The 26,930-nt window shown below is 45.9% G+C and carries 19 protein-coding genes and 1 tRNA gene; 17 read left to right on the top strand and 3 right to left on the bottom strand.

The window, feature by feature from the left end:
* The first annotated feature begins 193 nt into the window (after positions 1–193).
* From OSQ85_RS03215 to OSQ85_RS03175, 9 genes are all read left to right on the top strand, one after another.
* Positions 194–1,300, top strand: coding sequence for a class II glutamine amidotransferase domain-containing protein (locus tag OSQ85_RS03215; protein WP_265821254.1), 1,107 nt, complete (start codon positions 194–196; stop codon positions 1,298–1,300).
* A complete protein-coding gene (locus OSQ85_RS03210; protein ID WP_265821252.1) occupies positions 1,288–2,931 on the top strand; it encodes a glutamate synthase-related protein in 1,644 nt (547 codons plus the stop codon). Before OSQ85_RS03215 ends, OSQ85_RS03210 begins: the two co-directional genes overlap by 13 nt.
* Before the next feature lie 11 nt (positions 2,932–2,942).
* Positions 2,943–5,270: an FAD-dependent oxidoreductase gene (locus tag OSQ85_RS03205; RefSeq protein WP_265821251.1), complete on the top strand. Its 2,328-nt coding sequence runs from the start codon at positions 2,943–2,945 to the stop codon at positions 5,268–5,270.
* A gap of 175 nt (positions 5,271–5,445) precedes the next feature.
* Entirely contained in the window at positions 5,446–6,459 is a 1,014-nt protein-coding gene (locus OSQ85_RS03200; RefSeq protein ID WP_265821250.1) for a PstS family phosphate ABC transporter substrate-binding protein, read from the top strand.
* Between the two features lie 94 nt (positions 6,460–6,553).
* A complete protein-coding gene (gene pstC, locus OSQ85_RS03195) occupies positions 6,554–7,783 on the top strand; it encodes a phosphate ABC transporter permease subunit PstC (RefSeq protein WP_265821249.1) in 1,230 nt (409 codons plus the stop codon).
* 10 nt (positions 7,784–7,793) lie between these two features.
* Positions 7,794–8,957, top strand: a complete 1,164-nt coding sequence (gene pstA / locus OSQ85_RS03190; protein ID WP_265821248.1) for a phosphate ABC transporter permease PstA — start codon at positions 7,794–7,796, stop codon at positions 8,955–8,957.
* A 57-nt stretch (positions 8,958–9,014) separates the two neighbouring features.
* Entirely contained in the window at positions 9,015–9,782 is a 768-nt protein-coding gene (gene pstB, locus OSQ85_RS03185; protein ID WP_407649304.1) for a phosphate ABC transporter ATP-binding protein PstB, read from the top strand.
* A gap of 13 nt (positions 9,783–9,795) precedes the next feature.
* Positions 9,796–10,470 carry a phosphate signaling complex protein PhoU gene (gene phoU / locus OSQ85_RS03180; RefSeq protein WP_265821246.1) on the top strand — a complete coding sequence of 225 codons (675 nt, stop codon included), beginning with the start codon at positions 9,796–9,798 and terminating at the stop codon, positions 10,468–10,470.
* Positions 10,471–10,644: 174 nt separating this feature from the next.
* Positions 10,645–12,804, top strand: a complete 2,160-nt coding sequence (locus tag OSQ85_RS03175) for a methyl-accepting chemotaxis protein (protein WP_265821245.1) — start codon at positions 10,645–10,647, stop codon at positions 12,802–12,804.
* A 333-nt stretch (positions 12,805–13,137) separates the two neighbouring features.
* Here the strand turns inward: OSQ85_RS03175 and OSQ85_RS03170 are convergent, their stop codons facing one another.
* Entirely contained in the window at positions 13,138–13,434 is a 297-nt protein-coding gene (locus OSQ85_RS03170) for a nitrous oxide-stimulated promoter family protein (protein ID WP_265821244.1), read from the bottom strand.
* 129 nt (positions 13,435–13,563) lie between these two features.
* Between OSQ85_RS03170 and OSQ85_RS03165 the strand changes: the two genes are divergently transcribed.
* The 4 genes from OSQ85_RS03165 (at position 13,564) to OSQ85_RS03150 (ending at position 16,920) form a co-directional block, all read left to right on the top strand.
* Positions 13,564–14,175 (top strand): trimeric intracellular cation channel family protein, encoded by a 612-nt coding sequence (locus tag OSQ85_RS03165; RefSeq protein ID WP_265821243.1) that lies wholly within the window; start codon positions 13,564–13,566, stop codon positions 14,173–14,175.
* Positions 14,176–14,230: 55 nt separating this feature from the next.
* Positions 14,231–15,919: a 2-oxoacid:acceptor oxidoreductase subunit alpha gene (locus tag OSQ85_RS03160; protein ID WP_265821242.1), complete on the top strand. Its 1,689-nt coding sequence runs from the start codon at positions 14,231–14,233 to the stop codon at positions 15,917–15,919.
* Positions 15,916–16,749, top strand: coding sequence for a thiamine pyrophosphate-dependent enzyme (locus OSQ85_RS03155; RefSeq protein WP_265821241.1), 834 nt, complete (start codon positions 15,916–15,918; stop codon positions 16,747–16,749). Before OSQ85_RS03160 ends, OSQ85_RS03155 begins: the two co-directional genes overlap by 4 nt.
* A gap of 97 nt (positions 16,750–16,846) precedes the next feature.
* Positions 16,847–16,920, top strand: a tRNA-Pro gene (locus tag OSQ85_RS03150).
* 23 nt (positions 16,921–16,943) lie between these two features.
* Here OSQ85_RS03150 and OSQ85_RS03145 read toward each other — a convergent pair.
* Both OSQ85_RS03145 and OSQ85_RS03140 read right to left on the bottom strand, forming a co-directional pair.
* Complete coding sequence (locus tag OSQ85_RS03145) at positions 16,944–17,711, bottom strand: tyrosine-type recombinase/integrase (RefSeq protein WP_265821240.1); 768 nt, start codon at positions 17,709–17,711, stop codon at positions 16,944–16,946.
* A gap of 36 nt (positions 17,712–17,747) precedes the next feature.
* A protein-coding gene (locus tag OSQ85_RS03140) for an IS3 family transposase (RefSeq protein WP_265821239.1) occupies positions 17,748–18,847 on the bottom strand; the annotation gives its coding sequence in 2 pieces (ribosomal slippage) (positions 17,748–18,595 and positions 18,595–18,847; 1,101 coding nt in all).
* 234 nt (positions 18,848–19,081) lie between these two features.
* On the opposite strand from OSQ85_RS03140, the gene OSQ85_RS03135 reads away from it, so the two are divergent.
* The 4 genes from OSQ85_RS03135 (at position 19,082) to OSQ85_RS03120 (ending at position 26,927) form a co-directional block, all read left to right on the top strand.
* Positions 19,082–22,015, top strand: a complete 2,934-nt coding sequence (locus tag OSQ85_RS03135) for a molybdopterin-dependent oxidoreductase (RefSeq protein WP_265821238.1) — start codon at positions 19,082–19,084, stop codon at positions 22,013–22,015.
* 20 nt (positions 22,016–22,035) lie between these two features.
* Complete coding sequence (locus OSQ85_RS03130; protein ID WP_265821237.1) at positions 22,036–22,782, top strand: 4Fe-4S dicluster domain-containing protein; 747 nt, start codon at positions 22,036–22,038, stop codon at positions 22,780–22,782.
* Positions 22,783–22,863: 81 nt separating this feature from the next.
* Positions 22,864–25,173 (top strand): B12-binding domain-containing radical SAM protein, encoded by a 2,310-nt coding sequence (locus OSQ85_RS03125; protein ID WP_265821236.1) that lies wholly within the window; start codon positions 22,864–22,866, stop codon positions 25,171–25,173.
* Positions 25,170–26,927, top strand: a complete 1,758-nt coding sequence (locus OSQ85_RS03120; protein WP_265821235.1) for a hypothetical protein — start codon at positions 25,170–25,172, stop codon at positions 26,925–26,927. Before OSQ85_RS03125 ends, OSQ85_RS03120 begins: the two co-directional genes overlap by 4 nt.
* The last annotated feature ends 3 nt before the right edge of the window (positions 26,928–26,930 follow it).

Below are 26,930 nucleotides of genomic sequence, written 5' to 3'. Positions count from 1 at the left end.
CAACGGTTTATTTCACAACGCCCCCAAAGAATAAGGAGAACCTCCCTCCCGGAAGTTTTATTCCGAAAGCAGCTTTATTTTCACTCAACCCCTCAGCTGCTCAGGCAGTCCGCCCTGATTATTATTTTATAAGGCTAAACGGTCATATAAACTTAGATTGCAATGTAAGTTGCTTTCATACTGGAGGCAGGATATGTGCAGAATAGGCGCTATCAAATCCACGGATTATTTTCATCCGTCAAAAGCCCTGCTCCTTATGCGTTCACAGCAGAAGGGGCATGATAACTCAGGTTTTGCAATGGTTATGCAGGACTTGGGCGGCAGGTTCGCAGACTATAAAGATCTTCCCATTCTCTCAATGGCGTGCTCGGACAGAGGCATGGCGATTGCGGAGGATATTCTTCATAAAGAAGGCTTCGTCAGGGTTATGCAGTGGTCACCGGAGATAAACTTCCGTGACGAGCTTAATATAGAGCCCATGCCGAACTACGTTTTTCAGGTGTTTCAGTACCCCAGAAGCTTCAAGTATGCTCCGCAGGAGGAGAAAGAGGAGCTTCTGGTTGATATGAGGCTGAGGCTCAGAAGCGTTCTGGAGGAGAGTGACGACGGTTATGTCTATTCCTTCTGGCCGGATGTGCTGACGCTCAAGGAGATAGGCGACCCGCAGGACATCGGAACCTATTTCGGCCTCTGGAAAGAGGATAACGATTTTACTGCGAAGGTTATCACCGCTCAGTGCCGCCAGAACACCAACTATGACATAGTGCGCTACGCCGCTCACCCTTTCTTCCTTCAGGGGTACACAGCCCTTGCCAACGGCGAGAACACTTTTTACGAAAAAAACAAAAACTTTCAGAAAGGGCTTTACAAAGGCTACTTAGGCTTTGAGTCCGATTCACAGTGCTTCCTCTATACTCTTCACTACATTCACAAAATACTCAAATGGCCGCTGGAATACTATAAACATGCCATAACGCCGCTCCCCTTTGAGGATATGTCAAAAAGGGAGGACGGAGAAGCGCTCAGATACATCCGCTCATCCCTTTCCAACCTTGAGATAAACGGACCCAACACTATCATAGGCGTTCTGCCGGACGGCACTCTGTTTAACACATGCGATGCCAAGAAGCTCCGCCCTACGGTTATCGGAAAGCATAACGGAACAGTGGTCATGACCTCCGAGGTCTCAGGCATAAACGAGGTTCTTCCCGGCAGAAACTGGGAAGAGGATATATACACCAACGAAAGAGAGACAGTTGTTATCACCAACAACCTTGAGGTGCAGAGATGGCAACAATGAGAGTGAACGAAATATCAAGGGATGACCTTGACTGGCAGATAAACTATTCCAGCGACAGATGCACGATGTGCGGAAGCTGCGTTGCGGCATGTCCCTTTGAGGCCATAGAGGCCGGAATGGAAAAGCGCAGAAAAGTTGTGAGCGACTACCTCACTCCTGAGCCCAAGGTGGAGTTCAAGGCTGTGCCTGTTATAAAGCAGAAGGTGGATGTATATAAGTTCTGCCGCGGCTGCGGAGTGTGTGAGCGGGTATGCCCGAACACCGCAATCAAGCCCGTGCGTAATGAAGATGCCAGATTCACCATAAAATACAGAGGCATGCTTGCTGATCCCTTCAAGAGGGGCGGAAGAGCTAACCTTTCCACAGGCGTGCGCACGCTGGACAAAATCAGGGTAGGGCGAATCAGCCAGATGACTGACCCCTCTCTGGACGCATCCAGACACACCTTTGACATGCTTGCACCTTTCGGCAGGATTCTTCCCGCAGACGAGCTTCCTTTCACGCTGGAAAACGGAAGGCTGAAAATAGATTCCTCAGTTCTCCCCCCTATGAACTGGATATATCCGGTTATCATAGGCGATATGTCTATAGGCGCACTTTCATGGAGGATGTGGGAGGCCATGGCAATAGCCACAGCTTACCTTAACGAGGAATGCGGACTCCCCGTGCGCATGTGCAGCGGCGAGGGCGGCGTTCCCATAAGACTTCTGAAATCAAGATTCCTTAAATATACGATACTCCAGATCGCTTCCGGTCACTTCGGCTGGAACAGGATCATAAACTCCATGCCTTATATGCAGGAACTCCCCGGCGGTGTGCTGATCAAAATAGGTCAGGGCGCAAAACCCGGTGACGGCGGTCTGCTTCAGGCTAAAAAGGTTGCCAGCCATATTCAGGAGATCAGAGGCGTTCCCAAGACTGATCTTCTCAGCCCCCCGAACCATCAGGGGCTTTACTCGATTGAGGAGAGCGTGCAGAAGATGTTCCTCACGTTCAACTCAGCGTTCAAGTTCAAGGTTCCGGTGGCTATCAAGGTTGCGGCAAGCGCCACCAGCGTTTCGGTTTACAATAACCTACTGCGCGATCCGTACAACATAGTTGGCGGTTTCTTTCTGGACGGCATACTCGGCGGAACCGGAGCGGCGAACGAGGTTTCCCTTGATCACACAGGTCATCCGATAGTCTCCAAGCTCCGTGACTGTTACCTCGCTGCCACGCATCAGGGCAAACAGTCGCAGATACCTCTCTGGGGTGCGGGCGGTCTGGGGCAGACGGGCAACCTCGCTGCGGATGCCTTCAAGATGATAGCCCTCGGTGCGAACGGGGTATTCACCGGAAAACTCATGCTCCAGCTCGCGGGCTGCGTGGGCAATGACCACGGCAAATGCAACGCCTGCAACACAGGCCTGTGCCCTGTGGGTATAACCACACAGAACCCGACTCTGGTCAAGAGGCTTGATATAGACAGAGTGGCGGAGAACATAGTCAACTACTTCCTCTCCGTTGACAGTGAGCTTAAAAAGCTCCTCGCACCCATCGGCAACAGTTCGCTCCCCGTGGGCAGGTCAGACTGCCTCATCAGCGAGGACAAGGCTGTGGCGGACAGACTCCAGATCCAGTATGCGTGCTAGGGGGTGCTGAAATGAGCGGAAAAACACATATCAAAGGCGTAATAAACGATAAAAGGGTTTCGACCCAGAACCTTCTTAAAGAGATATATAAAGACCTTGACGCGGGCGTTCGCGAGTTTGAAGTTGACGCGTCCGGTCAGCATAACATAGGCGGCGCTCTCTGGGCGGAAAACGGCGAGCATCTTACGTTTAAAGTGAAAAACCCCGGACAGAGGGTCGGCTCGATGGGTATGCCCGGAACTACGGTGATAGTTGAGGGCTCAGCACCTGCTGACGTGGGCTGGCTGAATGCCGGAGCCGAAATAATCCTCAAGGGTGACGGCGGCGATACCACAGCACACTGCGCCGCATCCGGCAAAATATATGTTGCGGGTAAAACCGGAACACGCTCCGGCGCGCTCATGAAGTATGACCCCCGCTATTCTGCGCCTGAGTTCTGGGTGCTGAAAAGGGTGGGCTCATTCAGCTTTGAATTTATGGGCGGCGGCTACGCCATAATCTGCGGTTACGGTGTTGCGGAGGGCGAATCTGTCCTCGGTGACAGAAGCTGTGTAGGCATGGTGGGCGGAACCGTGTATGTGAGAGGTCATGTGAGCGGCCTTTCGGATGAAGTCTGGATGCTTGAGCTTGATGAGGCTGACAGGGAATTCCTCACGAAAGGGCTCAGTGTTTTCCTTGAAAAGATAGAGAAACCTGAGATCTATAACGAACTTTCCGATATGGGGCAGTGGCATAAAATAGTCGCCAAAACCCATGAGGAGAGGCACGAAGTCAGATATATGTCCGCAAGGGATTTCCGCCTGAAAAAGTGGGTGGAAGGCGGCATCTTCGGTGATCTGGTTCAGGAAGACTTCAAAGTTACCGACTATGTGGAAACCGGAGCAAACAGGCTGCGCATACCCGAATGGCGCAATTCCAAATACTCAGCGCCGTGCGAATATAACTGCCCCGTGTTTATCCCCACTCAGAAGAGGATAGCTCTGCTCCGTCAGGGCAAGGTTAAGGAGGCTCTGGAGCTTGTGCTTGAGCACAGCCCGTTCCCCGCTTCCGTGTGCGGACAGGTCTGCCCGAACCTCTGTCAGGACGAATGCAGCAGGCTTAATGTTGATGTGCCTGTCAAGATAAAGGAAATGGGCATGCTCAGCAGGGATGTCACACTTCCCGCCGCCGCTGCCGCGAACGGCTGCAAGGTGGCTGTGATAGGCGCGGGCGCTGCGGGTCTTACTGCGGGCTTTCACCTGAAAAGGATGGGGTACGCAGTTGACATACTTGAGGCGGACAGCGTAATCGGCGGCAAGCTGATGCAGGTTATCCCCGAAGACAGGCTGGCTAGAGATGTTCTCAGTGCCGAGATAAAAAGAATACTTGATACAGGCGTGAATGTGAAGACAGACACCCGTGTTGATAAAGATATGTTTGCAGAACTCTGCGGCAGCTACGATGCAGTTGTGGTTGCTGTGGGTGCGCACAACCCTGTGGTTATCCCTTTTGAGGGGCATGAGAGGCTTGTGAAGGGTCTTGATTTCCTCAAAAAAATCAACAGGGGCGAGAACCCCCCGGCGGGCAAAAAGGTTGTGGTGATAGGTGCGGGCAACGCCGCTATGGATGTTGTTATCGGCGCTTATCAGATGGGTGCTGAGGAAGTCACCGCAGTGGATATACAGAAACCCGCCGCCTTTGAGAAAGAGATCGAGCATGCCGAAAGACTCGGTGCGAAGATCCTCTGGCCTGTGTTCACCGAGAAGGTAACGGAAAAAGGCGTTCATTTCAAAGACGGCTCATTCATAGAGGCGGACACTGTTATAATCTCCATAGGCGACAGACCGGATGTTTCCTTTCTCGGCAGGGAATACCTAAACGAGAGAGGGATGACGCTTGTGAACGAGTTCATGCAGTCCCCGGCAAATGAAAAGGTTTTCATCACCGGCGATGCCATAAAGCAGGGTCTTTTCACCCACGCTCTGGGCGACGGACGCAAGGCTGCGATCAACATAGACAGGCTGCTTAAGGGCAGACCTCTGGATGCGTTTAAAAAAGCGCCCATGATCCCTCAGGATAAGGTTAAGGATGAGTTTTATCACCCCATGAACCAGACCCGCCTTGAGGAAATGCCCGCGGAGGACGAAACCAAGCGCTGCATGAGCTGCGGCTTCTGCCGTGACTGCGGTTTCTGCCGTGACATCTGCCCCCAGCAGGCGATAACAAGAACCGAGGCGGACGGCAGATTTGAATATGTGTCAAATGCTTCAAAGTGCATCGGCTGCGGAATCTGCGCCGGAGTCTGCCCCTGCGGTGTATGGACTATGGCGGACAACCTGATTAAGTTCATGGAGAGCTAGATATATAAACAGCTTATAGATTTAGGGAAATAAAATATACGACAGATTAAGGCCGCTTCTTTTCAATGGAGCGGCCTTTTTTTTAACTTTTTTCTGACATTTTCGTAATCAGAACCTCACAAAAATAAACTTTTATATACCTGACTTCAAAAGTCATCTCACTCGGAGGTAGGAAATGAAAAGAACAATGAGGCTCATCGCAGTTGCCCTTCTTATGACGGCACTTACTGCGGGTTTCGCATTCGCACGCGATCAGATCAGGATAGTAGGATCTTCCACAGTATTCCCTTTTTCAAGCTATGTTGCTGAAGAATTCGGCGCAACAACCAAGAACCCCACTCCCGTTGTTGAATCAGTTGGTTCCGGCGGCGGACACAAACTTTTTGCCGCAGGTGTTGGCAATGACGCTCCCGACATCGCAAACTCATCACGCAGAATCAAAAAAAGCGAGCTTGAGGCGGATCTTAATGCTGGAATCAAGTCTGTAATCGAAATTAAAATCGGTTATGACGGAATCGCAATAGCCCACAACAAAAGCGCTGCTGATTTCAATGTTACTCTTGCTCAGCTTGCTCTCGCAGTTGCGGAAGAAGTTCCTGTTAACGGTCAGCTTGTAAAAAACCCCTACAAAAAATGGTCTGATATAGATAAAAGCCTTCCCTCTATAGACATACTTGTTTACGGCCCCCCCACATCTTCCGGCACACGTGATGCCTTCGAAGAGCTTGTTATGGAAGGCGCAACAGGTAAAATCAAAGAATACGGCAAACCCTACAAAAAAATCCGTCAGGATGGCGTTTATGTTCCCTCCGGCGAGAACGACAACCTTATAGTTCAGAGACTTGTTAAAGACAAAAATGCTATAGGTATCTTCGGTTACAGCTTCCTTCAGGAAAACGCAGACAGAATCAAAGGCGTCAGCGTGAACGGTGTTCTTCCCTCTCCTGAGAACGTACTTAACAACACTTACCCCATATCAAGAAGCCTTTTCTTCTACGTGAAAGGCGACCACCTTGGCAAAATAAAAGGCATAGAGCAGTATGTTGACCTTTTCCTCTCTGAAAAAATGATAGGCGAAGGCGGTTTCCTTACTGAAATAGGTCTTATCCCCCTTGCGAAAGCAGAAAGGGAAAAAGTAAGAGCAGACTGGAAAGCCCGCAAGGCTCTTACTCTTAACGACGTGAAGTAAGATACTGCAATAAGGACTATAATGAAACGGATCGGAGAGTTTCCCGATCCGTTTTATTGCGTAAAAACATAAACTACATCGGAGCGCATTGCTGATGCTGATTACAATAATCATAATACTTGCGGTGCTGTCTGGATTATCATTCGCATACGGAGCCTACAGGGCCAGAGTGTGGGAGGATTCCAAGCAGCGGCTGAGTTCAAGACCCGGTCACTACGCGTGGTACGCTGTGATAAAGTTCACTTTTCCCGCGTGGCTGCTTCTTATCGCAGCGCTTTTACTTAAAACCACCAGGATAGCCGTTGTCCCGCCTTCCGTGGTTCTTGTCTGTTCCGCTCTGCTTGTTGCTGCGGGCTTCATTATCTCTTCAAAGAAGTTTTCGCCTCTTTTAAATGCCAGAGTTGTAGTTGAAAAAAACATCAGGTATCTGCTGATAACCGCCTCTCTGGTGTCCATTCTCACAACTGTGGGCATAGTTTTCTCGATCCTTTTTGAGGCAATTATATTTTTCAAGCATGTAAACATAATCGACTTTATCACCGGAACCTCATGGAACCCGGACACGGCGTTTCTTGAAGGCGCAGGCAGGGAAACGGATCATGCCGCCAAGCCTGAGTTCGGTTCCGCGCCCATATTTGCCGGAACATTTATGATCACAATCATTGCTCTCTCTGTTTCGGTTCCTGTCGGCCTTTTCGCGGCAATATTTCTTTCGGAATACGCCTCAAACAGGTTCAGGAAAATTTTCAAACCCGTACTGGAAATACTCGCCGGCATTCCCACTGTTGTTTACGGTTTCTTTGCAGCACTCACCGTGAGCCCTCTGGTTGTTAAAATTGCCGGATTTTTCGGTTTCAATGCCGATTATACAAACGCTCTTGCACCGGGGCTTGTGATGGGAATTATGATTATTCCCTTCATATCATCCCTTTCTGACGACGTTATCAACTCTGTTCCCCAGAGTTTAAGGGAAGGCGGTCTTGCTCTCGGCACTACCAAGTCAGAGACAATAAAGCAGATAATCCTCCCCGCCGCAATGCCGGGCATAGTTTCTGCCATACTCCTTGCTGTGTCGCGCGCTGTGGGTGAGACTATGATTGTGGTGATGGCCGCCGGTCTCCGCCCGAACCTCACATGGAACCCTCTGGAAGGTATGACGACAGTTACCGTGCAGATAGTGGATGCGCTCACAGGCGATCAGGCCTTTGACAGCCTTGCAACTTTGTCCGCCTTCGGTCTGGGGCTTGTGCTACTTGTGTTTACATTGTGTATCAACCTTGTCTCCACATACATAATCCGCAGATACCGCAAGAATTACGAGTAAGGGGGACGTGATGGCTTATTCAAAAGAACACGACAGAAAACTCAGGAAAAGATACGCAGCGGAAAAACGCTTCCAGCTTTACGGCAAGGCGGCGCTGCTTCTTGCGCTCTTGTTCCTTATATTCTTTTTTTACGACATAATCAAAACCGGATATACGGCTTTTTCTCAGGCTGAGATCAGAGTTGAAGTCACCTTCAATGAGGAAACCCTGCAAATGCCGAACAGAGCTGTAGCCAAAGAGTACAGGGATGTTCTTTCAAGGGGGTTCCTGCGTATTCTCCCTCAGGTTGTCGAGGAGCACCCTGAGTATATGAACACAACGCAGACTCTATGGGTTGTTGCCAAAGGGGATGTCGATCAGTATATGAAAAGCAAACCCAACAGGCTTACCGAAAGAGAGACTGAGTTCGTAAACAGGCTTAAAGAGGGCAGTGACATTCGTCTTGCCTTCAACACGGGCTTCTTTACAATGGGCGATTCTAAAATGCCTGAAATAGCAGGTATTCTTTCCGCTGCCATAGGAACGATTTATGTCCTGATAATCACAATGGTGCTCAGTGTGCCGCTTGGGGTAATGACCGCCATATATCTTGAGGAGTTTGCACCGGATAATAAATTTACGCAGTTTATTGAGGTGAATATCAATAACCTCGCAGCTATCCCTTCGATTATTTTCGGTCTTCTGGGTCTTGCCATATTCATCAACTTTTTCAGCGTACCCCGTTCATCTGCACTTGTTGGCGGTCTTACGCTTGCTCTTATGACGCTTCCCGTAATTATAATAAGTACAAGGGCGGCTCTGCGTGCGGTTCCGGAATCAATACGCCACGGGGCATACGGTGTTGGTGCATCCCCCTGGCAGGTGGTATGGCATCATGTTCTGCCTGTTTCCATGCCCGGAATACTCACAGGCTCGATCATCGGTCTTGCGCAGGCAATGGGAGAGACAGCGCCGCTGCTCATTGTTGGTATGATGGCTTACATCCCGGACGCGCCCACAGGAATAACAAGCGCCACAACTGTTCTTCCCGCGCAGATATACACATGGTCGGCAACCAGTCTCCGTCCTTATGTTGAAAGAACAGCGGCGGGGATCATTGTTCTGCTTACTGTTCTTCTCGCGCTGAACTTCACGGCAATCTGGCTCAGAAACAAATATGAACGCAAATGGTAATCCCGGAGGTTTAAACCTATGAGCATACAGGCGGCTCCCGCTGAAAAAATCAAACAGATGAAAGATCTTAAAATGAAAATGTCCGTGCGTGATCTGGACTTTTATTACGGTGATTTTCACGCCCTTAAAAACGTTAATATCGACTTTCCCGAAAAGCACGTGGTGGCGATGATCGGGCCTTCCGGCTGCGGGAAATCCACACTGCTTCGCTGCCTTAACCGCATGAACGACCTTGTGCCGGGCATCAGGGTTGACGGAACAATACTTCTCGATGATACAGATATTTACAGCAGCGCTATTGATGTTGTGGATATACGCACAAAAGTGGGCATGGTTTTTCAGAAGCCTAACCCTTTTCCCAAAAGCATATATGACAATATCGCCTACGCTCCCAAGATTCACGGCAGAGTGAGAAAAGGGCGCGATATGGATGACCTTGTGGAACACGCCCTGAGAAAGGCAGGGCTCTGGAATGAGGTTTCCGACAGGCTGGAAAACATGGCAACAACCCTTTCCGGCGGTCAGCAGCAGAGGCTCTGCATAGCAAGAGCTATAGCCATGGAGCCGGATGTTCTCCTTATGGACGAACCCGCCTCAGCACTTGACCCCATCGCAACTGCAAAAATTGAGGAGCTTATATTCGAGCTCAAAGAGAAATACACCATTATCATAGTTACGCACAGCATGCAGCAGGCTGCGAGGATCTCCGAGTACACATCTTTCTTCTATATGGGCGAAATGGTGGAGTACAACACCACGGAGAAGATATTCACCAACCCTGACAAACAGCAGACTCAGGATTATGTAACCGGAAGATTCGGTTAAGGGAGGATGCGGCATGAATAACGCTGAAATTCAGTATACAGCCCTGAAAGAGAACCTTAACAGGCTCACAGGACTTGTTTCCGGCATAGTTGAGGATGTGAGTGTCCTTCTTAACGGATATGATGAGGAACTGGCGGGAAAAATTGTTGAAGAGGGGAAAACTGCCCTCAGACTGGAAGGGGAATCAAGCAAAGTGTGCATATCACTCCTTGGACTGTTTGAGCCCAAGGCAAATGATCTCCGCTACGTGATAGCCTCGCTCAACATTGTAGGCGAACTGGAGGCTATAGCCGGCTACTGCACCGACATCGCCAAGGAAGTTCTCCGGGCGGGCGGTCCTCTTTATGAGTTTGATATGAAGCGGTTTCCCAAAATGATCAGAGAAACAGCGAACATGATCAAGGACAGCATAGACTCGTTTTACAAGTGCGATGCCAAGCTTGCTCTTGAGATTATAGAAAGGGATGACAGGGTGGACAGGCTCCACAGAAAAATCCTGAAAAAGGCTGTGGAAAATATGGCTGCCTTCGGCGACAGGGCGGATAAAACCGTATCTTTCATTTTCATCACCAGATGCCTCGAAAGGGCGGCAGACCATGCTGTGACCATAGCAGAGCATTCATATTACTACGCAACGGGGAAAGTTATCAAAAACGTGCCCGACGGCGAAATAAAAGCAGATAAATAATCCTGCCCATACCCCCCCATTATATACAGGCGGTGCAGCAATGCCCGCCTTATATTATTCAATACTGAATAAGTCTTAATTATCAATATTTTGCATTAATTTGACATTTCTCTGATAACTTCCGATCCCATTCATAACATTGTAATAACAAAAGCTGTTACGGAAGGGATATACATGAAAAAAGGGATAATCAGAAACCTGAGTCTGAAAGTGAAGATAAGTGCCATGCTTGTCTGCTCGCTTCTGCTGATTACATTTGTTTCATCTGCGGTGCTGGTTCAGAAGGGGAAGAGGGAACTGGCTAAAAGCAAGGCACAGCAGGCGGAAATTCTTAAAAAAGTTATGTCGGAAAGATTTACCGGGTATCTCGGTTCTGTGGACAGGTTTCTGACAGGGTTTGTAAAAAATGATTATGTAACGGAAGGGTTCTACAGCATAACTTCGGCATATTACAAGCTGAACAGACGTCCTTCCCTCGACCCGGAGCTCATGGCGCCCGGACTCAGAGCTTTCTTTGAAAAAACAGGCAATAAGCAGATGATTAGCTGGATGGACAAGGCTGATTTTACCACAGATGCGGACTTCCGCCAGCTTGTGCTGCAATATACCAACATTGCAGGGCTGGACGAGATGGAAACAATGCAGTTTCCCGTGGAGTTCAACTTTGTCTATTCAAATTATTATGACAGCTTCCGGCTTTTGATGGAGCCTTATCATATATACTCTATGTATATTATTGACAGTGAAGGTGTAATTGTCTTCTCCTCCGATAAAAACCATGCCTTTGCCACTAACCTCAGTTCCGGTGTTCACAAAGACACTTTTCTGGGCAAAACATTCAGGCAGGCGCTGAATATGCCTGTTACTGAGACGATTTTTACAGATTTTGAAACATCGGAGATTGACGGCGGAAGACCTGTGGCATATATGGCCAGACACATAAACGCAAATGATGTACGCACGGGGATCGTGATTGTTACCCTCAGCAGGGACACTGTCATGTCCCTTCTGCCGGAAAAGATAGACGAACACACTTATCTGCGCCTTTTTGACAAATCAGGCCTGCTTATGAACATGCCGGCAGGTGCGGACGATGCTGAAACCAGAAAGTTTGCCGCACTGCCGCAGACCTCTCTCACGGAGGAGATAACAGGCATAGGCAGAAACGGCTACATTTTTTCCAAGGAGAGAGCCGAGTTCTTAAGCAAGAGCTTTGACATCGTAATCAAGATGGACAGAAGCCAGATGCTGGCGCAGATACACAGCCTCATAGGCGGTGTCTTCTTCTACGCGGGGCTGACATTTATTGTGATACTGACTGTTCTTTATCTTATGTTCAACCGCATAGCCTTTAAAAGGCTGGATTTCATAGGGAAAGAGATAAACTCAATAGGCAGCGACCTTTCCAGACGCATCCCTGTTTTCTATAAGGATGAGATAGCCAATATATCCAACCACATGAACAGCTTTCTGGAGAGGCTGGATGAACTGGTGACAAAGATTTATGAAATCTCAGTGCGGACAGAGGCTGATTTCCGGCAGTTTGACAGTAAAAAGACAGAGCTCACTAAAGTTCTGGGCAGACAGGAGGGGAATCTGTCGCTCCTTTTGAGGGAGATGGATAAGGTCAAGGCCGCAGGGCTTGAGATGCACCGCAACCTTGATCTGACAAGGCAGGTTACTCAGGAAACAGAGAAACGCACATCCGGCGGACGTAAGAATATGACTGTTCTCTCCGAACAGATGGAAGGGATAGGAGATTCTGTTGAGCAGCTGGGCGGGAAACTGCTCCGTTTCGGCGAATCCTCCCGCGAGGTGGGGAGCATTCTCAGCGTTATAGATGACATTACAGACCAGATAAACCTTCTCGCGCTCAATGCCGCAATTGAGGCGGCAAGGGCAGGGGAACACGGCAGAGGCTTTGCCGTGGTGGCTGATGAGGTGCGCAAGCTTGCGGAAAAAACACGCAATGCCACCAAGAATATAGGCGACATAATAGGCGGGTTCAACGCTGATATAACCGGAATCCTCGGCGATATGCGGGTTACGGAGGAGAAAGTGGCGGAGGGCGCCGGGGTTATGGCGAAAACAAGGGAGGTCTTTGAAGGGATAGTGAAATCAGGCGAATCTCTGAACTCTACCTTCCTAGCCATGCAGCAGACGCTTAACGAGAGGGACAGGGCAATCGGCAGTGTGAACGAGATGGTGCAGAGCTCCGGTGCTATGGTAAGCCAGAGCACTGCCACTGTGAACGATCTCCTCGCCATCTTCACCGAAATGAAGGACTCCATGGATCAGCTTCATCAGTCGGTTGAGGTTTTTATCAGGAAATAGAGTTTAAACGGGGGTTTTTAACAGCAATGACTTCCTCTTTTGTAAAGGGGGATCTGACAGGGATTTCTCCTTTCGGGGCAGTTTTGCGTCATTGCGAACCCTGAAAGGGTGAAGCAATCTCTATGTATATTTTGAGACTGCTTCATCGCTTCGCTCCTCGCAGTGACACGGTAATACGTCACCCTGTAAGTTTGATGTACACGCTCGCGCCGAACACAGTTCGGCTTCGCTGTGCACGGCGTAGCCCCGTCATTGGGGCTGCCACAGCAGCATCAACATTAAACTCTATAAAACCAAGCAGTCATTGTGTTATTGAAGAACTGAGAAACATCTTCACCAAAAATAATGCAGAACCCAGTCCAGTCGCCCGCGTTTAATGTGCCAGATACCGCTGAACTTCATCACTTCCCTTATCTTCCTGCGCATTTCCGGCTTATAGCAGTGGATTTTGCAGTCCTTACACTTGGGCTTAGGGTCAAGGGGGCATTTCTCATTCCGTTTGAGCGCATAGGCAAGAAGCTCCGCACACTCAGGGCAAAGCTCCTTTCCGCCGTGGTTCTCTCGGCAGAACACGCCTATGAAACGGCGTAATATCTTTTCGTCCTTAATTATCCGCTTTTCCTTCTTCATGGTGTATATAATAATATATTCCCGCCGGATTGAACATTGACTTCCCTCAATTTTTATACCGTCATTTTTTAATTTCCCATAAATATTTTCCCCGTTTTCAAAAACAGAGTGTCCTGATACAATATCCTTATGACAATACCGTATATTCTGGACATGATAGGAACAGTCGCCTTCGCCGTCAGCGGTGCGCTGGTGGGTGTGCGTAAAGAGATGGATTTCTACGGGGTGACCTTTCTCGCCCTTGTGACCGCTGTCGGGGGCGGAACCACCCGTGATATAATGGTGGGTAAAATTCCGCCTATCATTTTTGCTGATTATAACTATCTGATAGTTTCAGTAATTATGTCATTTGCAGTGTTTTTTTATCATAAGCACTTTGAGAGCAAGATGCATCTTTTCCTCACGATGGATGCTCTGGGTCTGGGCGTGTTTACTGTGACAGGTGTTTCCGTGGGGCTCGCTTATGATGTGGGCTGGGCTGGTGCTGTAATGCTTGCTGTTATCACAGGAACCTTCGGCGGAATGTTCCGGGACATACTCTCAAAGGAGATACCCCTTGTCCTCCAGAAGGAGATTTACGCCAGCGCGGCTATGCTCGGCGGAATAATCTATTGCCTGTGTCATTATGCCGGAGTGAACAAGAGTGTCAGCTTTATTCTGGTTACATCATTTGTTTTCAGTCTGAGGATGATTTCCCTCCGCAAAAAGTGGGGTCTGCCTGTGGTGAAGATCAAACAATAAATTTTATGTTATAATATCCAATGGGTAAGCAAATCAAAACAAATAAGGAGAGGCCATGAGTTCTGTTTACGTCTGGAAAATCGGCGGTCCTGCCGGATTCGGCATTATGACCACCGGACCAATGTTCGCTAAAGTCCTCAAGGCGAGCGGATACCATGTACACGGTTACCCGGAGTACCCTTCGCTTGTGAGAGGCGGCTACAACTGCTACCAGATTGCGTTCGGTGACACTGAGGTTACTGCTCCCTACAAAAAGATCGATATGTACGTTGCACTTTCCGATGAATGCTTTAACAGGGAAAAGTTTGAGGAAAGCACTTATGTTATAGGCGATTTCGCCAATCTGAAAAATGCCGGAGACATTAAAGCCAAAAAGATTGATGTTCCGCTCATGGGTATAGTGAAGGAACTGGACGGGCCGGACATAATGAGAAACTCCGTGGCACTCGGTGCGGCGGCTGCGCTTCTCGGTCTTGATTTCGCACTGCTTGAGAAAAACCTCACGGCGGCTTACAAGGAAAAAGTGGCAAAAATAAATATCGAGGCTGCTAAAAAGGGTTACGAATCCGTCAGAGAGCGTTATTCCGTTGTCTGTAAACCCGCCCCGGACAAATGCGCACCCGCGCTCTATGTCACAGGGAACGAGGCGACTTCAATCGGCGCAATTGCAGGCGGGCTGACATTTTTCAGCACATACCCCATGACCCCCGCATCGTCTATCCTTCATTACCTCGCTAAATGCACCAGAGAGCACGGCCTCGTGGTCAAGCATACGGAAGATGAAATATCGGGCATAAATATGGCTGTCGGTGCGGCTTTCGCTGGTGCAAGAGCCATGACAGGCACTGCGGGCGGCGGTTTCAGCCTCATGAACGAAGGGCTGGGGCTGGCAGCTATAACCGAGGTTCCCATCGTTCTTGCTGTTTCACAGAGACCGGGCCCCGCAACAGGCATGGCCACATGGACGGAGCAGGGTGATCTGAAATACGTCATAAACTCCTCTCAGAGTGAGTTTATCAGGGCTGTTTACTCCCCCGGCAGTGTGGAGGAGTGTTATAAATTCACATTCGATGCCCTGAACCTTGCGGAAAAATATCACATTCCGGTTTTTGTGCTTCTGGATAAATTCCTTTCCGAGTCCCACTTCATGGCGGAGAAAATGCCTGAAACAGGTGATGTCGAAAGGGGCTATCTCTTTGAAGGGAATGAAGAAGAACCTATGGCTTACTTCAACCGCTTTGCCGAAAAGAAAGACGGCGTGGGCGTGCGCGTTATCCCCGGCACAAAGGGCGGGCTCTACATAGCCAGCAGCAACGAGCATACGGACGAGGGCTTCGTGAGCGACAAGGCGGATGTGCGCAAGCGTCAGGTGGAAAGGCGCTTCCGCAAGCTGAAGCCTCTCACTGATGATATGCCGCACCCTGAGCTTTTCGGCAAAAAGGACGCACCGCTTACCTTCGTCTGCTTCGGTTCTGTGAAGATGATGCTCCTTGAGGCCATGAAACATACTGACAAATTCAATTTCATACATTTCCCTGCCGTAAACCCCCTTAACTGGGAAAAGGTTAAGAAAATGCTTGAGGGCAGAAACCTCTGCGTTATGGAAAACAACTATACCGCTCAGCTCAGGGGCATAATCGCCGAGAACACAGGCATAATTATTGAGAAAACATTCCTCAAGTATGACGGCAGACCGTTTTTCAATGAAGAGATTGTGAGCTTTGCAGAGGAGGCGGCGAAATGAAAGCACTGGATTACAACACAACGCAAAAACCCGTATGGTGTCCCGGCTGCGGGAACTTCGCCATCTGGAACGGTATAAAGAAAGCCCTCGCAGAAGCCGGAATCGAGCCGCATAAGCTTGCGCTTGTCTCAGGCATAGGCTGTTCAGGGAAAATGATAAACCATGTCCGTGCTTACGGTTTTCACGGTCTGCACGGCAGAACAATGCCTGTTGCCACTGGGATAAGGCTTGCAAACCCTGAGATGAAGGTTCTGGTAAACGGCGGCGACGGGGACGGCTACGGCATGGGTGTGGGGCATTTTGTTCACGCAATGCGCCGCAATGTCGACCTCACCTATATTGTGCATAATAACAAGGTGTACGGCCTCACAACCGGACAGGCTTCCCCCACCAATGAGATAGGCTCACCGAGCAAATCCACGCCGTTCGGCGTTGTGGATGAGCCGCTGAACCCCATCGCTATAGCCATAGATGCCGGAGCGACTTATGTTGCCAGAGGCTTTTCAGGCGATTCGGAGCAGCTTGCGGAACTTATACTCGGCGGGCTGAACCACAACGGCTTTGCGCTGATAGATGTTTTTCAGCCGTGCGTGACCTTCGGCGGAAAATACCAGTATGAGTATTATCAGGAAAGGGTTGTTAAAATCGAAAACCACGATGTGACTGACGCTGACTCGGCGCTTGCCCTCTCCAAAACAAAGGATAAGCTCCCCATCGGGCTTTTTTACAAGGTTGAGGGGCGGCCTTCATACAACGAGATGCACCCCGAAATCGAAAAGGCGCAGGTTCGCAAAAGAGATGTGACAGGGCTTCTCGAAGAGCTTGTCTGATAAGGAATACATAAGGCGGAGGCAGGGTGCTTCCGCCTCTTTTTTTATCTATTGACAGAGATAAACGGGAATAGTATAGTTCCCTTCCTTAAATAATCGGGGAATAGCGCAGTTTGGTAGCGTACCTGTCTTGGGCACAGGGGGTCGCAGGTTCGAATCCTGTTTCCCCGATTTTTTTACACCTTATGTATCAATCAGTTGCGGCGGTCATTTTTAATTTGGCACACTTTTGGCACACTCTCAGAAAAGATTACGCCTTTTCGTGTGCCATCTTGACGATTGATTTTGTTGCCATAACGTTTAAAAATCATTGACAGTGTTCTGTGCCCAAGCATGGATTTGATCCAATTCAAATTCTCTCCTGCATCGATCATCATACATGCGAAGCTATGCCTCATTTGGTAAATCGTTCTATATCGAAATCCAAGAGCTTTTAAGCAAGGGGTAAAGTAGAGCCTATTAATATTCTCTGTCTTCATAAATGGCTGGTTATATAAAGTCGTTAAAACCCAATCTGATTTAAGAAAAGTGTATTGCTTATGGTTTTTTAAATATGCTTCAAGCGCCGGAATAATATCTATTGTTCTTGATTTTTCTGTTTTAGTGCTTTCTTTTATACGATTCTTAGTGATGGTTCTTTGTACAGTAATAGTATATTTTGAAAAATCAATATCACTCCATTTAAGCGCAAGCAATTCACCTGTTCTCATGCCGGTGTAAAAGCCAAGCGCAAAAAATATAGTCATCTGTGGATGGTGTTCCTGCATCCAATTAATTATTGACTCTGCTTCATTTATATTAAAGGGGTCGACTTCACTTGTTTCGACTCTTGGTTTTTTAATTACTTTTGTAGGATTTTTGCTTAACAGTTCATCGTTGTAAGCATTATCAAGGATTTGATGTAATACGCCTATAATATTTGAAATAGATTTTGGGCTAAGATTACATTGTTTTATGAACATTTGGATATGAGTTGGTCTGTAAGCGTCCCTCTTTTCTTACAGCAGATATTTAGAGTTTTCCGCTCTTTCAGCATACTCCTCCGGAGTCATTTTCCCCAGAGAATCATGCGGTCTTTCTGTATTGTATTCAACCATCCATCGGTCAGCTTCTTCCCGAACTTCGCTTAAAGAGAAAAACAAATGTCTGTCCAACACCTCGTTCCTGAACGTCCGATTAAATCTTTCCACATATGAATTCTGAAACGGCTTGCCAGGTTGTATGAACTCAAGCTCAACATCATGGTATTCCGCCCAGTCAGCCAATTTTACTGAGATAAACTCAGGGCCATTGTCCATTCTGAGTTTGGCCGGATATCCTCGCCACGAAGCAATCCTGTCAAGAACCCTTATTACTCTTGCTGCCGGAAGATTGAGATCGACCTCTATGGCAAGAGCTTCTCGATTAAAGTCATCAACGACATTAAATGTCCTGTATTTCCTCCCACAGTATAAGCTGTCACTCATGAAATCTATAGACCAGCACTGGTTGATGGATTCAGGTACACTGATATGGAGAGGATTCCTGCTTGGAAGCCTTTTCTTGGCCTTGCGGCGCATGTTAAGCTTCAAAAGGCAATAAACCCTGTGAACCCTCTTGTGATTCCATCTATGTCCAAGCCGACGGATGATGGCAAATAGCTTTCCGAAGCCATATCCCGGATATTTCTCACATAACTCAAGCAGAACAGCTATAACATGGTTGTCTCTATCTACATCCGGCTGATAGTAATAAACCGGACGACTGATGCTGACTGTACGGCAAGCATGACTTACGCTCATGCCGTAAGTTGCTCTACAGTAATCTGCTAAACTACGTTTCTCCGACGGCTTTAAAGCTTTTTTGAGAGAATATCCTTCAGAGCTGTATTCTCTAAGCTAAGATCGGCAAACATCTGCTTCAGTTTACGGTTCTCTTCTTCAAGCTCTTTTAATCTCTTGATGTCTGAGGCTTCCATGCCTCCGTATTTGGACTTCCAGTTGTAGTAGGTGGCGTCACTGATGCCGTACTCACGACAGATGTCTTTTACCTGTCTGCCGGACTCGGCTTCTTTGAGTATTTTTACGATCTGAGTTTCTGAAAATCGACTGCGTTTCATTAAGTCCTCCTGTTATTAATCTACAGGAAAACTCTAATTTTAAGCTGTAAAATTTTCAGGGATGCTTACATCACAGCGTAACTCCCCCTTCGAGCCACAGACCCGGCTGGGGCGGTTCGGGAGCGAGCCTTCAGAGACACTGCAACAACTGCCACTACCCCGTGCAGGACAACACATGCTTTGTATGCCACAAAACGGCGCATGCGCCCAACGCATACTAGTAAGGAGGATAATATGAGTCTTAAAAGCGAACTAAAAACAAGCAGAAGATCCTTTCTGAAATGGGCTTCAGCCCTCAGCGCAACAGCTGTTACCTATGGCTGCGGCGGAGACAGCAATCCGAAAGCCTATACGGATGAAGTGATTGTTCCTGATGAAAATTTAGTTATGGACAGGACACTGAAAGAAGTTATGGGTACACATCCTCATAACTGTGGTGGAAGATGTCCTTTTAAATTTTATGTAAAAGGGCATGGAACTCCACAGGCAAGAATTGCCAAACTAACAGCTGCAGGTGATATTCCCAGAGAAAATTCACTGGAAGCAGATGAATCTACATCATTCGTCCAGACAAGGGCTTGTGTCAGAGGTTATGCTCAGATAAAAAGGACATATTCGCCTGACAGATTGAAATACCCGCTTATCCAGACAAAAGAACGAGGAGATGTCACTGGTTTTAAAAGAGTAAGTTGGGATAAGGCTCTCGACATAGTAGCTGATAAGATTGCTGATGTTTATTCCAGATTTGACAGTGGTGAACTGCCGTATATTCCTATGGTTGCAGGTCCTCCAAATGGATTACATAATCGTATGATGTTCGCAGGTATGGCATTTATGGGATTTGCTGAAGGTGCAGGTTCTACTTTATCAAAGTATCTCGGACCTACAATACTTCCTACTGGAGCACCTTCATTCGAAAACATGCTTTTTGCAGCTGTAGGATCAGTTGGGGTGCTTCCTGGGCTAGCTGGCGGAAACTCTGTGTATAACTATAAAAACTCAGATTTTATCATACAGTGGGGAGCGGATCCCGCTGTAAAAGAACCAAATAAAACGTTCTTTCTGACCAAAGCAAAAGAAGCTGGTGTTCCTATAGTTACTGTTGACGCTCAATACACTGACACTGCTTCTATTCTTTCTACAGGTTTTCCTGAGTACAATTTACCCCAGTTTATTCAGGTTAGACCACAAACGGATGCTGCACTTTCTGTTGCTATGGCATATATAATCTACAAAAGAGGTTGGCATGATGATACATTTATAAAGTCGAATTGTTTTGGATTTTATCCGACACAAGGCAATCCTGTAGATAGTGATGGGAATTCTTTTACAGTCGTTGCACCGCCTAAGCATCCCGGATTCGTTATGTCAAAGCTTGACTTTTCATTTGAGACGCCACTTACTAAAGAACAGCACCCTTATGCAGATGAAGGACTTGTTGGTAAAGATGTCCATGTCCCTGCTGGAATGTCATTTGTTGAATATCTGGATGGCTTAGGAGTTGAGAAAGCTCACGAATTAGGTTTAGATCCTGATAAAAAGGAAGAAGCTGTTATTAGATGGGCATCCCAGTTGACTGGTGTAGATGAGTCAACAATATTTAATTTGGCAGATGCATTTGCACACGCTGGAGATGTATTTCTGGAAAACGGAAATAACGGCGGACAAAAAACAAATAACGGCATGCATAATGTTTGGATGATGATATGTTTGGCAGCGATGTGTGGTCACACAGTTAAACAAGGTGGTAACCTAGGTGTAAACTCGTCTGATGGTGAATCTAACCCTGTGAGCTTCCCAGGTGGTTTAACTTACCCTGAGCTTGGCAGTGGCACAACTTACCCGTTTATTGCAGTAGATGCTAATAAATTTGTAGATCTTGTTGTCACAGGACGAGATGGAAGAACAGCTGAACAGTTCTATAATGACACTAAATCAATTTACGGTGTTGATCTTGGCTCGCCTGCGGAAGCTAAACTTGAAGTTGATATGGTTTTGGGATCCTACCATATTACTAACTCATTCAATACATGCCCAAATACAAACAAAGCTGTGAATATTTTCACTCAGAAAAACGGTAGTGGCTACAAAATCAAGCATTATGTCATTTATGAGCAGTATATGACTCCTACAGCAGCTTATGCAGACGTCATTCTGCCTGCGTGCTCACACCATGAAAAACCATTTTTTACTTCAGGTCAGGGTACATATTATCAGAATAAACTCATTGAACCTATGTATGATACTAAGTCAGATGTTGATATTGATATTCTGCTTGCAGAAAAACTCAATTCCAGAGGCATAACTGTTTCATACAGCAGAAATGGAAAAACTGATGAAGAGCTTTGTGCAGAAGCGTGGGAAACAGCAAGTGTAACAGATATTGCTAAGCCTACTTTTGCAGAATTAAAAGAACAAGGTGTAGTTCAGAAGGAAGTCAGCGGTAACCTTGCAAACCCTATGGTTGGCTTGATGGGGTATCTCCCTTACACTACTGAAACTGGTAAGATTCAATTTTTCTCGCCATTTTATTACTATAGAGATGCTTGCGACCTGGATAATCAGATTGGCGCACCTAGAGTGACCCCACGGGTCAAGTATGTTGAGCCTTATGAAGGCTACGACAAAATCATGGCGGGCGACAACATTGGAATTAAAGGTAAAAAATATCCATTGCAGTTCACAACGAAACATGCGAGAAACAGAGTGCATACTGTTTATGACAATGTTTCCATGATACGCGATCAGTTTGATTACCCAAAACGTGCAATTATGAACCCTGCAGATGCTTCTAAGAGAGGTATAAAAGATGGTGATATGGTATATATCTATAATGACTGGGGTTGTTTAAAAGTGGGGGTAGGTATTTCGCCAACAATAAGAGAAGGTGTTGTTAGCCTTCCGCACGGTGTTTGGTATAGAAAAGGAAGTGAGACATACGAGGCTTGGTATGATATCGATCTTGGTAATTCGGTTGACAGCAAAACTGACGATGAAGGAACAACTTACTATAAGTATATAGTTAACGTTGATATTGGTGGCTGTGAAAATACTTTAACTCACGATAAAGACTTTGGAAGCCCTAAAGATCCGTTATGTGGACAGGTTGGCGACAACCATTTTAACGGGAACCTTTGTGAAGTTAGTATAAATCATCCAGATTACTAGTAAAGTTGTGGAGGTAAACAATGAGTCAATGGGGATTTTATTTTGACCAGACAAGATGTGTTGGATGTAAGGCCTGCATGCTTGCTTGTAAAAACTGGAACGATGACAAAAGAGGAGACTACAGCATAAATAAAGATAGTATGCGACCGGATACCGACTGGTACACATCTGACACTTATGTTGTGGATGTAAATCAAATGGATCAGGAATCCTTTTATTTGAACAGCTCCGGTGAAACCAACTATGAGCAGAACAGAAAGTATTATATGAAGGAGGAATGGAGAAGGGTCAATCATAATGAAAGAGCATATCCGTTTCCCGTAAAACATGCATCTGTTGCCTGTAATCACTGCAGTGAACCTGCATGTGCTAAGGCCTGTCCGATGGGTATCATCTATAAGGAGAAGGATTACGGCATTGTTCTTGTAAACACATCTGGATGCATATCATGCGGCAAATGCAAGAGTTCATGTCCGTGGGATGCGCCTCAATTTTACTCACCTGACTACAGCGAATTTGATCAGGATGACCCTGCCAGACCAAAGATGACCAAGTGCACCTTGTGTCTGGACAGAATTAAAGAAGGTCTTAAACCAGCATGTGTAGCAAGCTGTCTGAACAGAGCTTTAGATGCAGGGCCAATTGATCAGCTCAGAAATAAATGGGGTGGTTTTGGAAAAAACATTGTGGAAGCCTCGGCAATGGACCCTGATGACTTTGCAGACGGTACTGAGCTCGGACCAAATATTATCTTTGTAAAGAAATAGCTCATTCGTACAGGCAGAGTTTATTCTCTGCCTGTACATATGATTAATTATGTAGGAATTATGAATACAGCTTTTATTAATATGAATCAACTCGATCCGATAGTATCTACGAATACAATTCCAATACAACAAGGATATATAGCTTCTTATCTTAAAAAGAACAAGCATGACAGTGTAATTCTAGATGATGTAAAAGATGTTCCTCTTACACTAGATAAATTAAATAGATATATGCAGGAGTTTCAGCCCGGTCTGGTGGGTTTTTGCGGCTATCATTATCTTATGGAACGTATACGCTTTTTTGCAGGGTTTATAAAAATGTTTTATCCTGAAACAAAAATAATTTTGGGTGGACCTCAGGCTCTTTTCATGCCGGAAGAAGGACTTGTTGATCTCCAGGATTTTGATATAATCTGCAACAGAGGCGAGGGAGAAATAACAACACTGGAGATAGTAGAGGCACTTTGCAATGGAGACAGCCTGAAAAATGTTCCCGGGATTTCATTCAAAGATTCCGATAAATATTTCACCACTCAGGTTCCGAAGTGTATGCCGGACAATCTTGATATTTACCCATCGCCGTATATCAGCGGTATTATTGATCTAAGCATGAAAAAAACAGCCTCTGTTTTTACTTCGAGAGGCTGTGAGCATATGTGTAATTTTTGTGTGACCCCTTTTTTTAACAGTCAAAAGATACGCTTTCACTCGATAGAGCATGTTTTAGAAGAAATGGAATATCTTGAATCAGCAGGTATGGAAAGTCTCTGGATAGGTGATCCTAACTTTACCGCATACAGAAACCGGACTGCTGAACTGATGGAACAGAAAATAAATAAAGGAATAAGAATACCTTTCTGGTGCCAAACCAGAGTGGATATGGTTGATAAGAAACTGCTGAGGCTAATGAAAGAGGCAGGTCTGCACTGTATTGGCTTTGGGCTTGAGTCAGGAAGCGATAATGTTCTTGATAACATGAATAAAGGGGTATTTGTAAACAGATTTCATGAAATGGTCAGTTACGCACAGTCCATCGGTTTAAGGGTTGAACTTTTCTCCATGTACGGTCAGCCGGGTGAAACCTATGAAGATGCCAGAAAGACAATCACTGTTGTTCAGAAATATAACATACCTATATACGCAAACTCATGTGCACAGCAGCTTCAGCTCACTTACGGTTCCATATACGGGAAGAACCCTGAAAAGTTTAAATTCAGACTGAGCAGCAAATACCTGCCCAGGTATCTTTCTTATTGGCATGAGTATGAAACCTGTTCAATGACAACACAGGATATAAAAGGCACGCAGGCGGTCTGGGCTCTTTATAATGCAGAAACCGAGTATAATATAAAAAATAATATAAATATTTTCCATACAATCGATTTTTTGATAACAAACAGAGAAATGCTTAAAAAAGAACAGCGCTTTTATGAATACCTGCTTTACCTTGCATCACTGCTTGAAGATAAAGAAATAATGATGGAGTGTATTGAAGGTTTCAGGCGGCATATTTCAAATGATAAAGCAAGAATATCCCAGCTTCTTAAACAGGCAGAAATATATACTGAATCTGATAGAATACAGGAGAACAGCCGTGCAATTGTATTTTGCCAATACGAAGGCGGCGATGTTTCCGAAAAACATATTCTCAAACCCGGACTCAATGATCTCAGAAGTCGGTTTCCCAAGTTCGTTCTGAAAGGGATGAAAGTACAGGAGTCCAAAAGGGTCAGGCTGGACGATGGGACAAATGTCAGCCTGATTGTTACTGTAATCAGGATATTTGACAGGGTCAAAGTAAAAAATATAAATCAGCTGTACGGAAAGTATTCGCAGCATAACTATAGTTACTTAACTTTTCAGCTTTTGGAAAGGTCCAGCAATGAACTTCTGTTATTTCTGGCTCTGAAAAGTACATCCTACAGCCGGCTTTCTGAAATGCCTCATATTTTTCTTAATTTAGTATCTTATTATTCAAAAATGCACAAATTTACAGAAATTGAGAGATGCTTTCAGGCTATGCTCAGCTACACTCATGACCCTCATAGAACTGCTGAAGCCTTTGGAGATATTATTGCATTTGCCGGCAAATACAAAGAGGCAGCAGACTACTATCATAAGTCAGATTCCAGTGAGCAAACCCTGATTAAACTGGCTTATACATATGCCAAATCAGGAAATTTTGAAAAAGCCTATGAGCTGATCGTGGATATGAATAAAGATGATGATATTTTCTACAATGAAGTGATGCTTGAATGTCTGCAAAATCTCTTCCCTGAGAAACAGAATGTCATCAGAAATTTAAACCATAAAATTATGCATATGAAAGTTCTTAAAATTGCAAAAGATAGCAATCTCACTGCTCAGTCTGCTAAAGGAGCTGTCCTTTGATACATACACATGAGTTAATTTTCATTGTTCTTAGAGAGACTTCAACCTTTTTTCACTCTGTGGAAGAAGATACAGCGGCGACAACCCTGATATACTATATACAGGAATCAGGCATTAAGGATATTGCCGTTTTCCCCGCCTCTGAGGAAGATAAATATGCCGGCACCATTTATACGCAATTCGCTGAATTTCTGGAGAGGAATACTGCTCCTGTATTTTGTATCTCATGCTGGACAAGCACATACGCTGTCGCTTCGGATTTTGCCGCAATGATAAGAGAAAGCCACCCTGCCTCTTTAATAGTAGCCGGCGGGGTTCATTTCAATTCTATGGAGGAGGTGAATTACTCTTTAAAAGAGGACGAGTTTGACATTATTTTCAGAGGCGGAGGCGAAACTTTTCTGGAATTTATTAAACTGGCTGTTGTTGACAAAAGTGTAAAAATACATAAAAAAGACGATGTTATTAATATGTCAGGCCCTGCCTTAGGTAAAGGAGCATTTTATCTGAATAATTCAGAAATTCAGGGGCAGGGAAGAGGGAGTTTTACCTTACCCATAGTTCCCCTGATAGGTTCAACAAAGGATTATGCCGATATAAGAATCCTTCTCAATGACAGCTGCCCTAATGCCTGTGACTACTGCTTTATACAACCTTCCGGCACTATTTTTCAGTACTGGCCGAAACTTATAAGCTGGGTTGAAGATTCTGCTGATGCCGTTAAGAAAGAAACCGGACAAAAGGTGATTCTTTCTTTATCTGACAGCGCCCCTTTTAATAAAATCAACAGAAAACAGACGGTTGACTATATGCGCAGACAAACCGGAAGAGTACAGTTTGACGGCATGAACATTTTCGCAGACCCAACAGATCTTGATGAAGAATTCTACGATATTGTTGATGAATTCGGCATACATAATTTTTTCATAGGCCGGGACAGAATTGAACAGGATGATTTTATCGGCAGAAAGTGTAACGGAAAACTAAGATCGTCAGAAGAGCTTGACCGTGAGTTAGATATGATTCTTGACTTTATGGAATATCTTAATTCAGGAAAAAATCAGCTGTCTAAAGAAATCTACATTGGATATATTATATCTCCGTACGAAAAGGCAGACTACTCCCGCAAGCTTTTACAGGAATTTTCAAAAACAGTGCAGCACAGTTCTGCACTGGATAATATTAGAGTCCAATCTAATATATTTCTCCTTAACCCTTACCCAGGCACGAATATTTCCAAAAAGTCCATAGGTGAATTTATCCCCATGAGGAACTTTTATTATCCTTATCCAAATGTATGGGTGGGCCGGAACACTGTCCATATTTACTTAGAAATAGTCAGACTGGTCATAGCTAAAATGTTCTGCAATAATTCCAATTTTTTTTTCTATAAACCGATGCTTGAGCTTGCTCATTCGCTTCAGTTCCGGACCGATTTTAATCATGCTTTAATAGACGACATTGCAGACCGTCCATTAAGGGACTTCGCTTACAGAACAGTCGAAAAGATTCTTAAAATGAACCTTGGGGCAGAGCAGAGCCTGGATACATACCTTCAAAACATACTGTCTGTCTACTATACAGGCTGCATGGTCAGCTTAGTAATGGGCCGGCCTGAGTTTCTGAAATATAAGAATCTTTACGATATTATAGTTAAAAAAGACAAAGCCGTATCGTTTTTAATGAGGGATTTAAAAATGATAAAAGAACTGACCTTAGCCGGTAAAGTTCCGGTTTTAGAAAAATATTTATAGCTT

The organism is Geovibrio ferrireducens (genome assembly GCF_026226615.1).
Lineage (GTDB): Bacteria > Chrysiogenota > Deferribacteres > Deferribacterales > Geovibrionaceae > Geovibrio > Geovibrio ferrireducens.
This window is presented reverse-complemented; position numbering and strand designations above follow the sequence as displayed.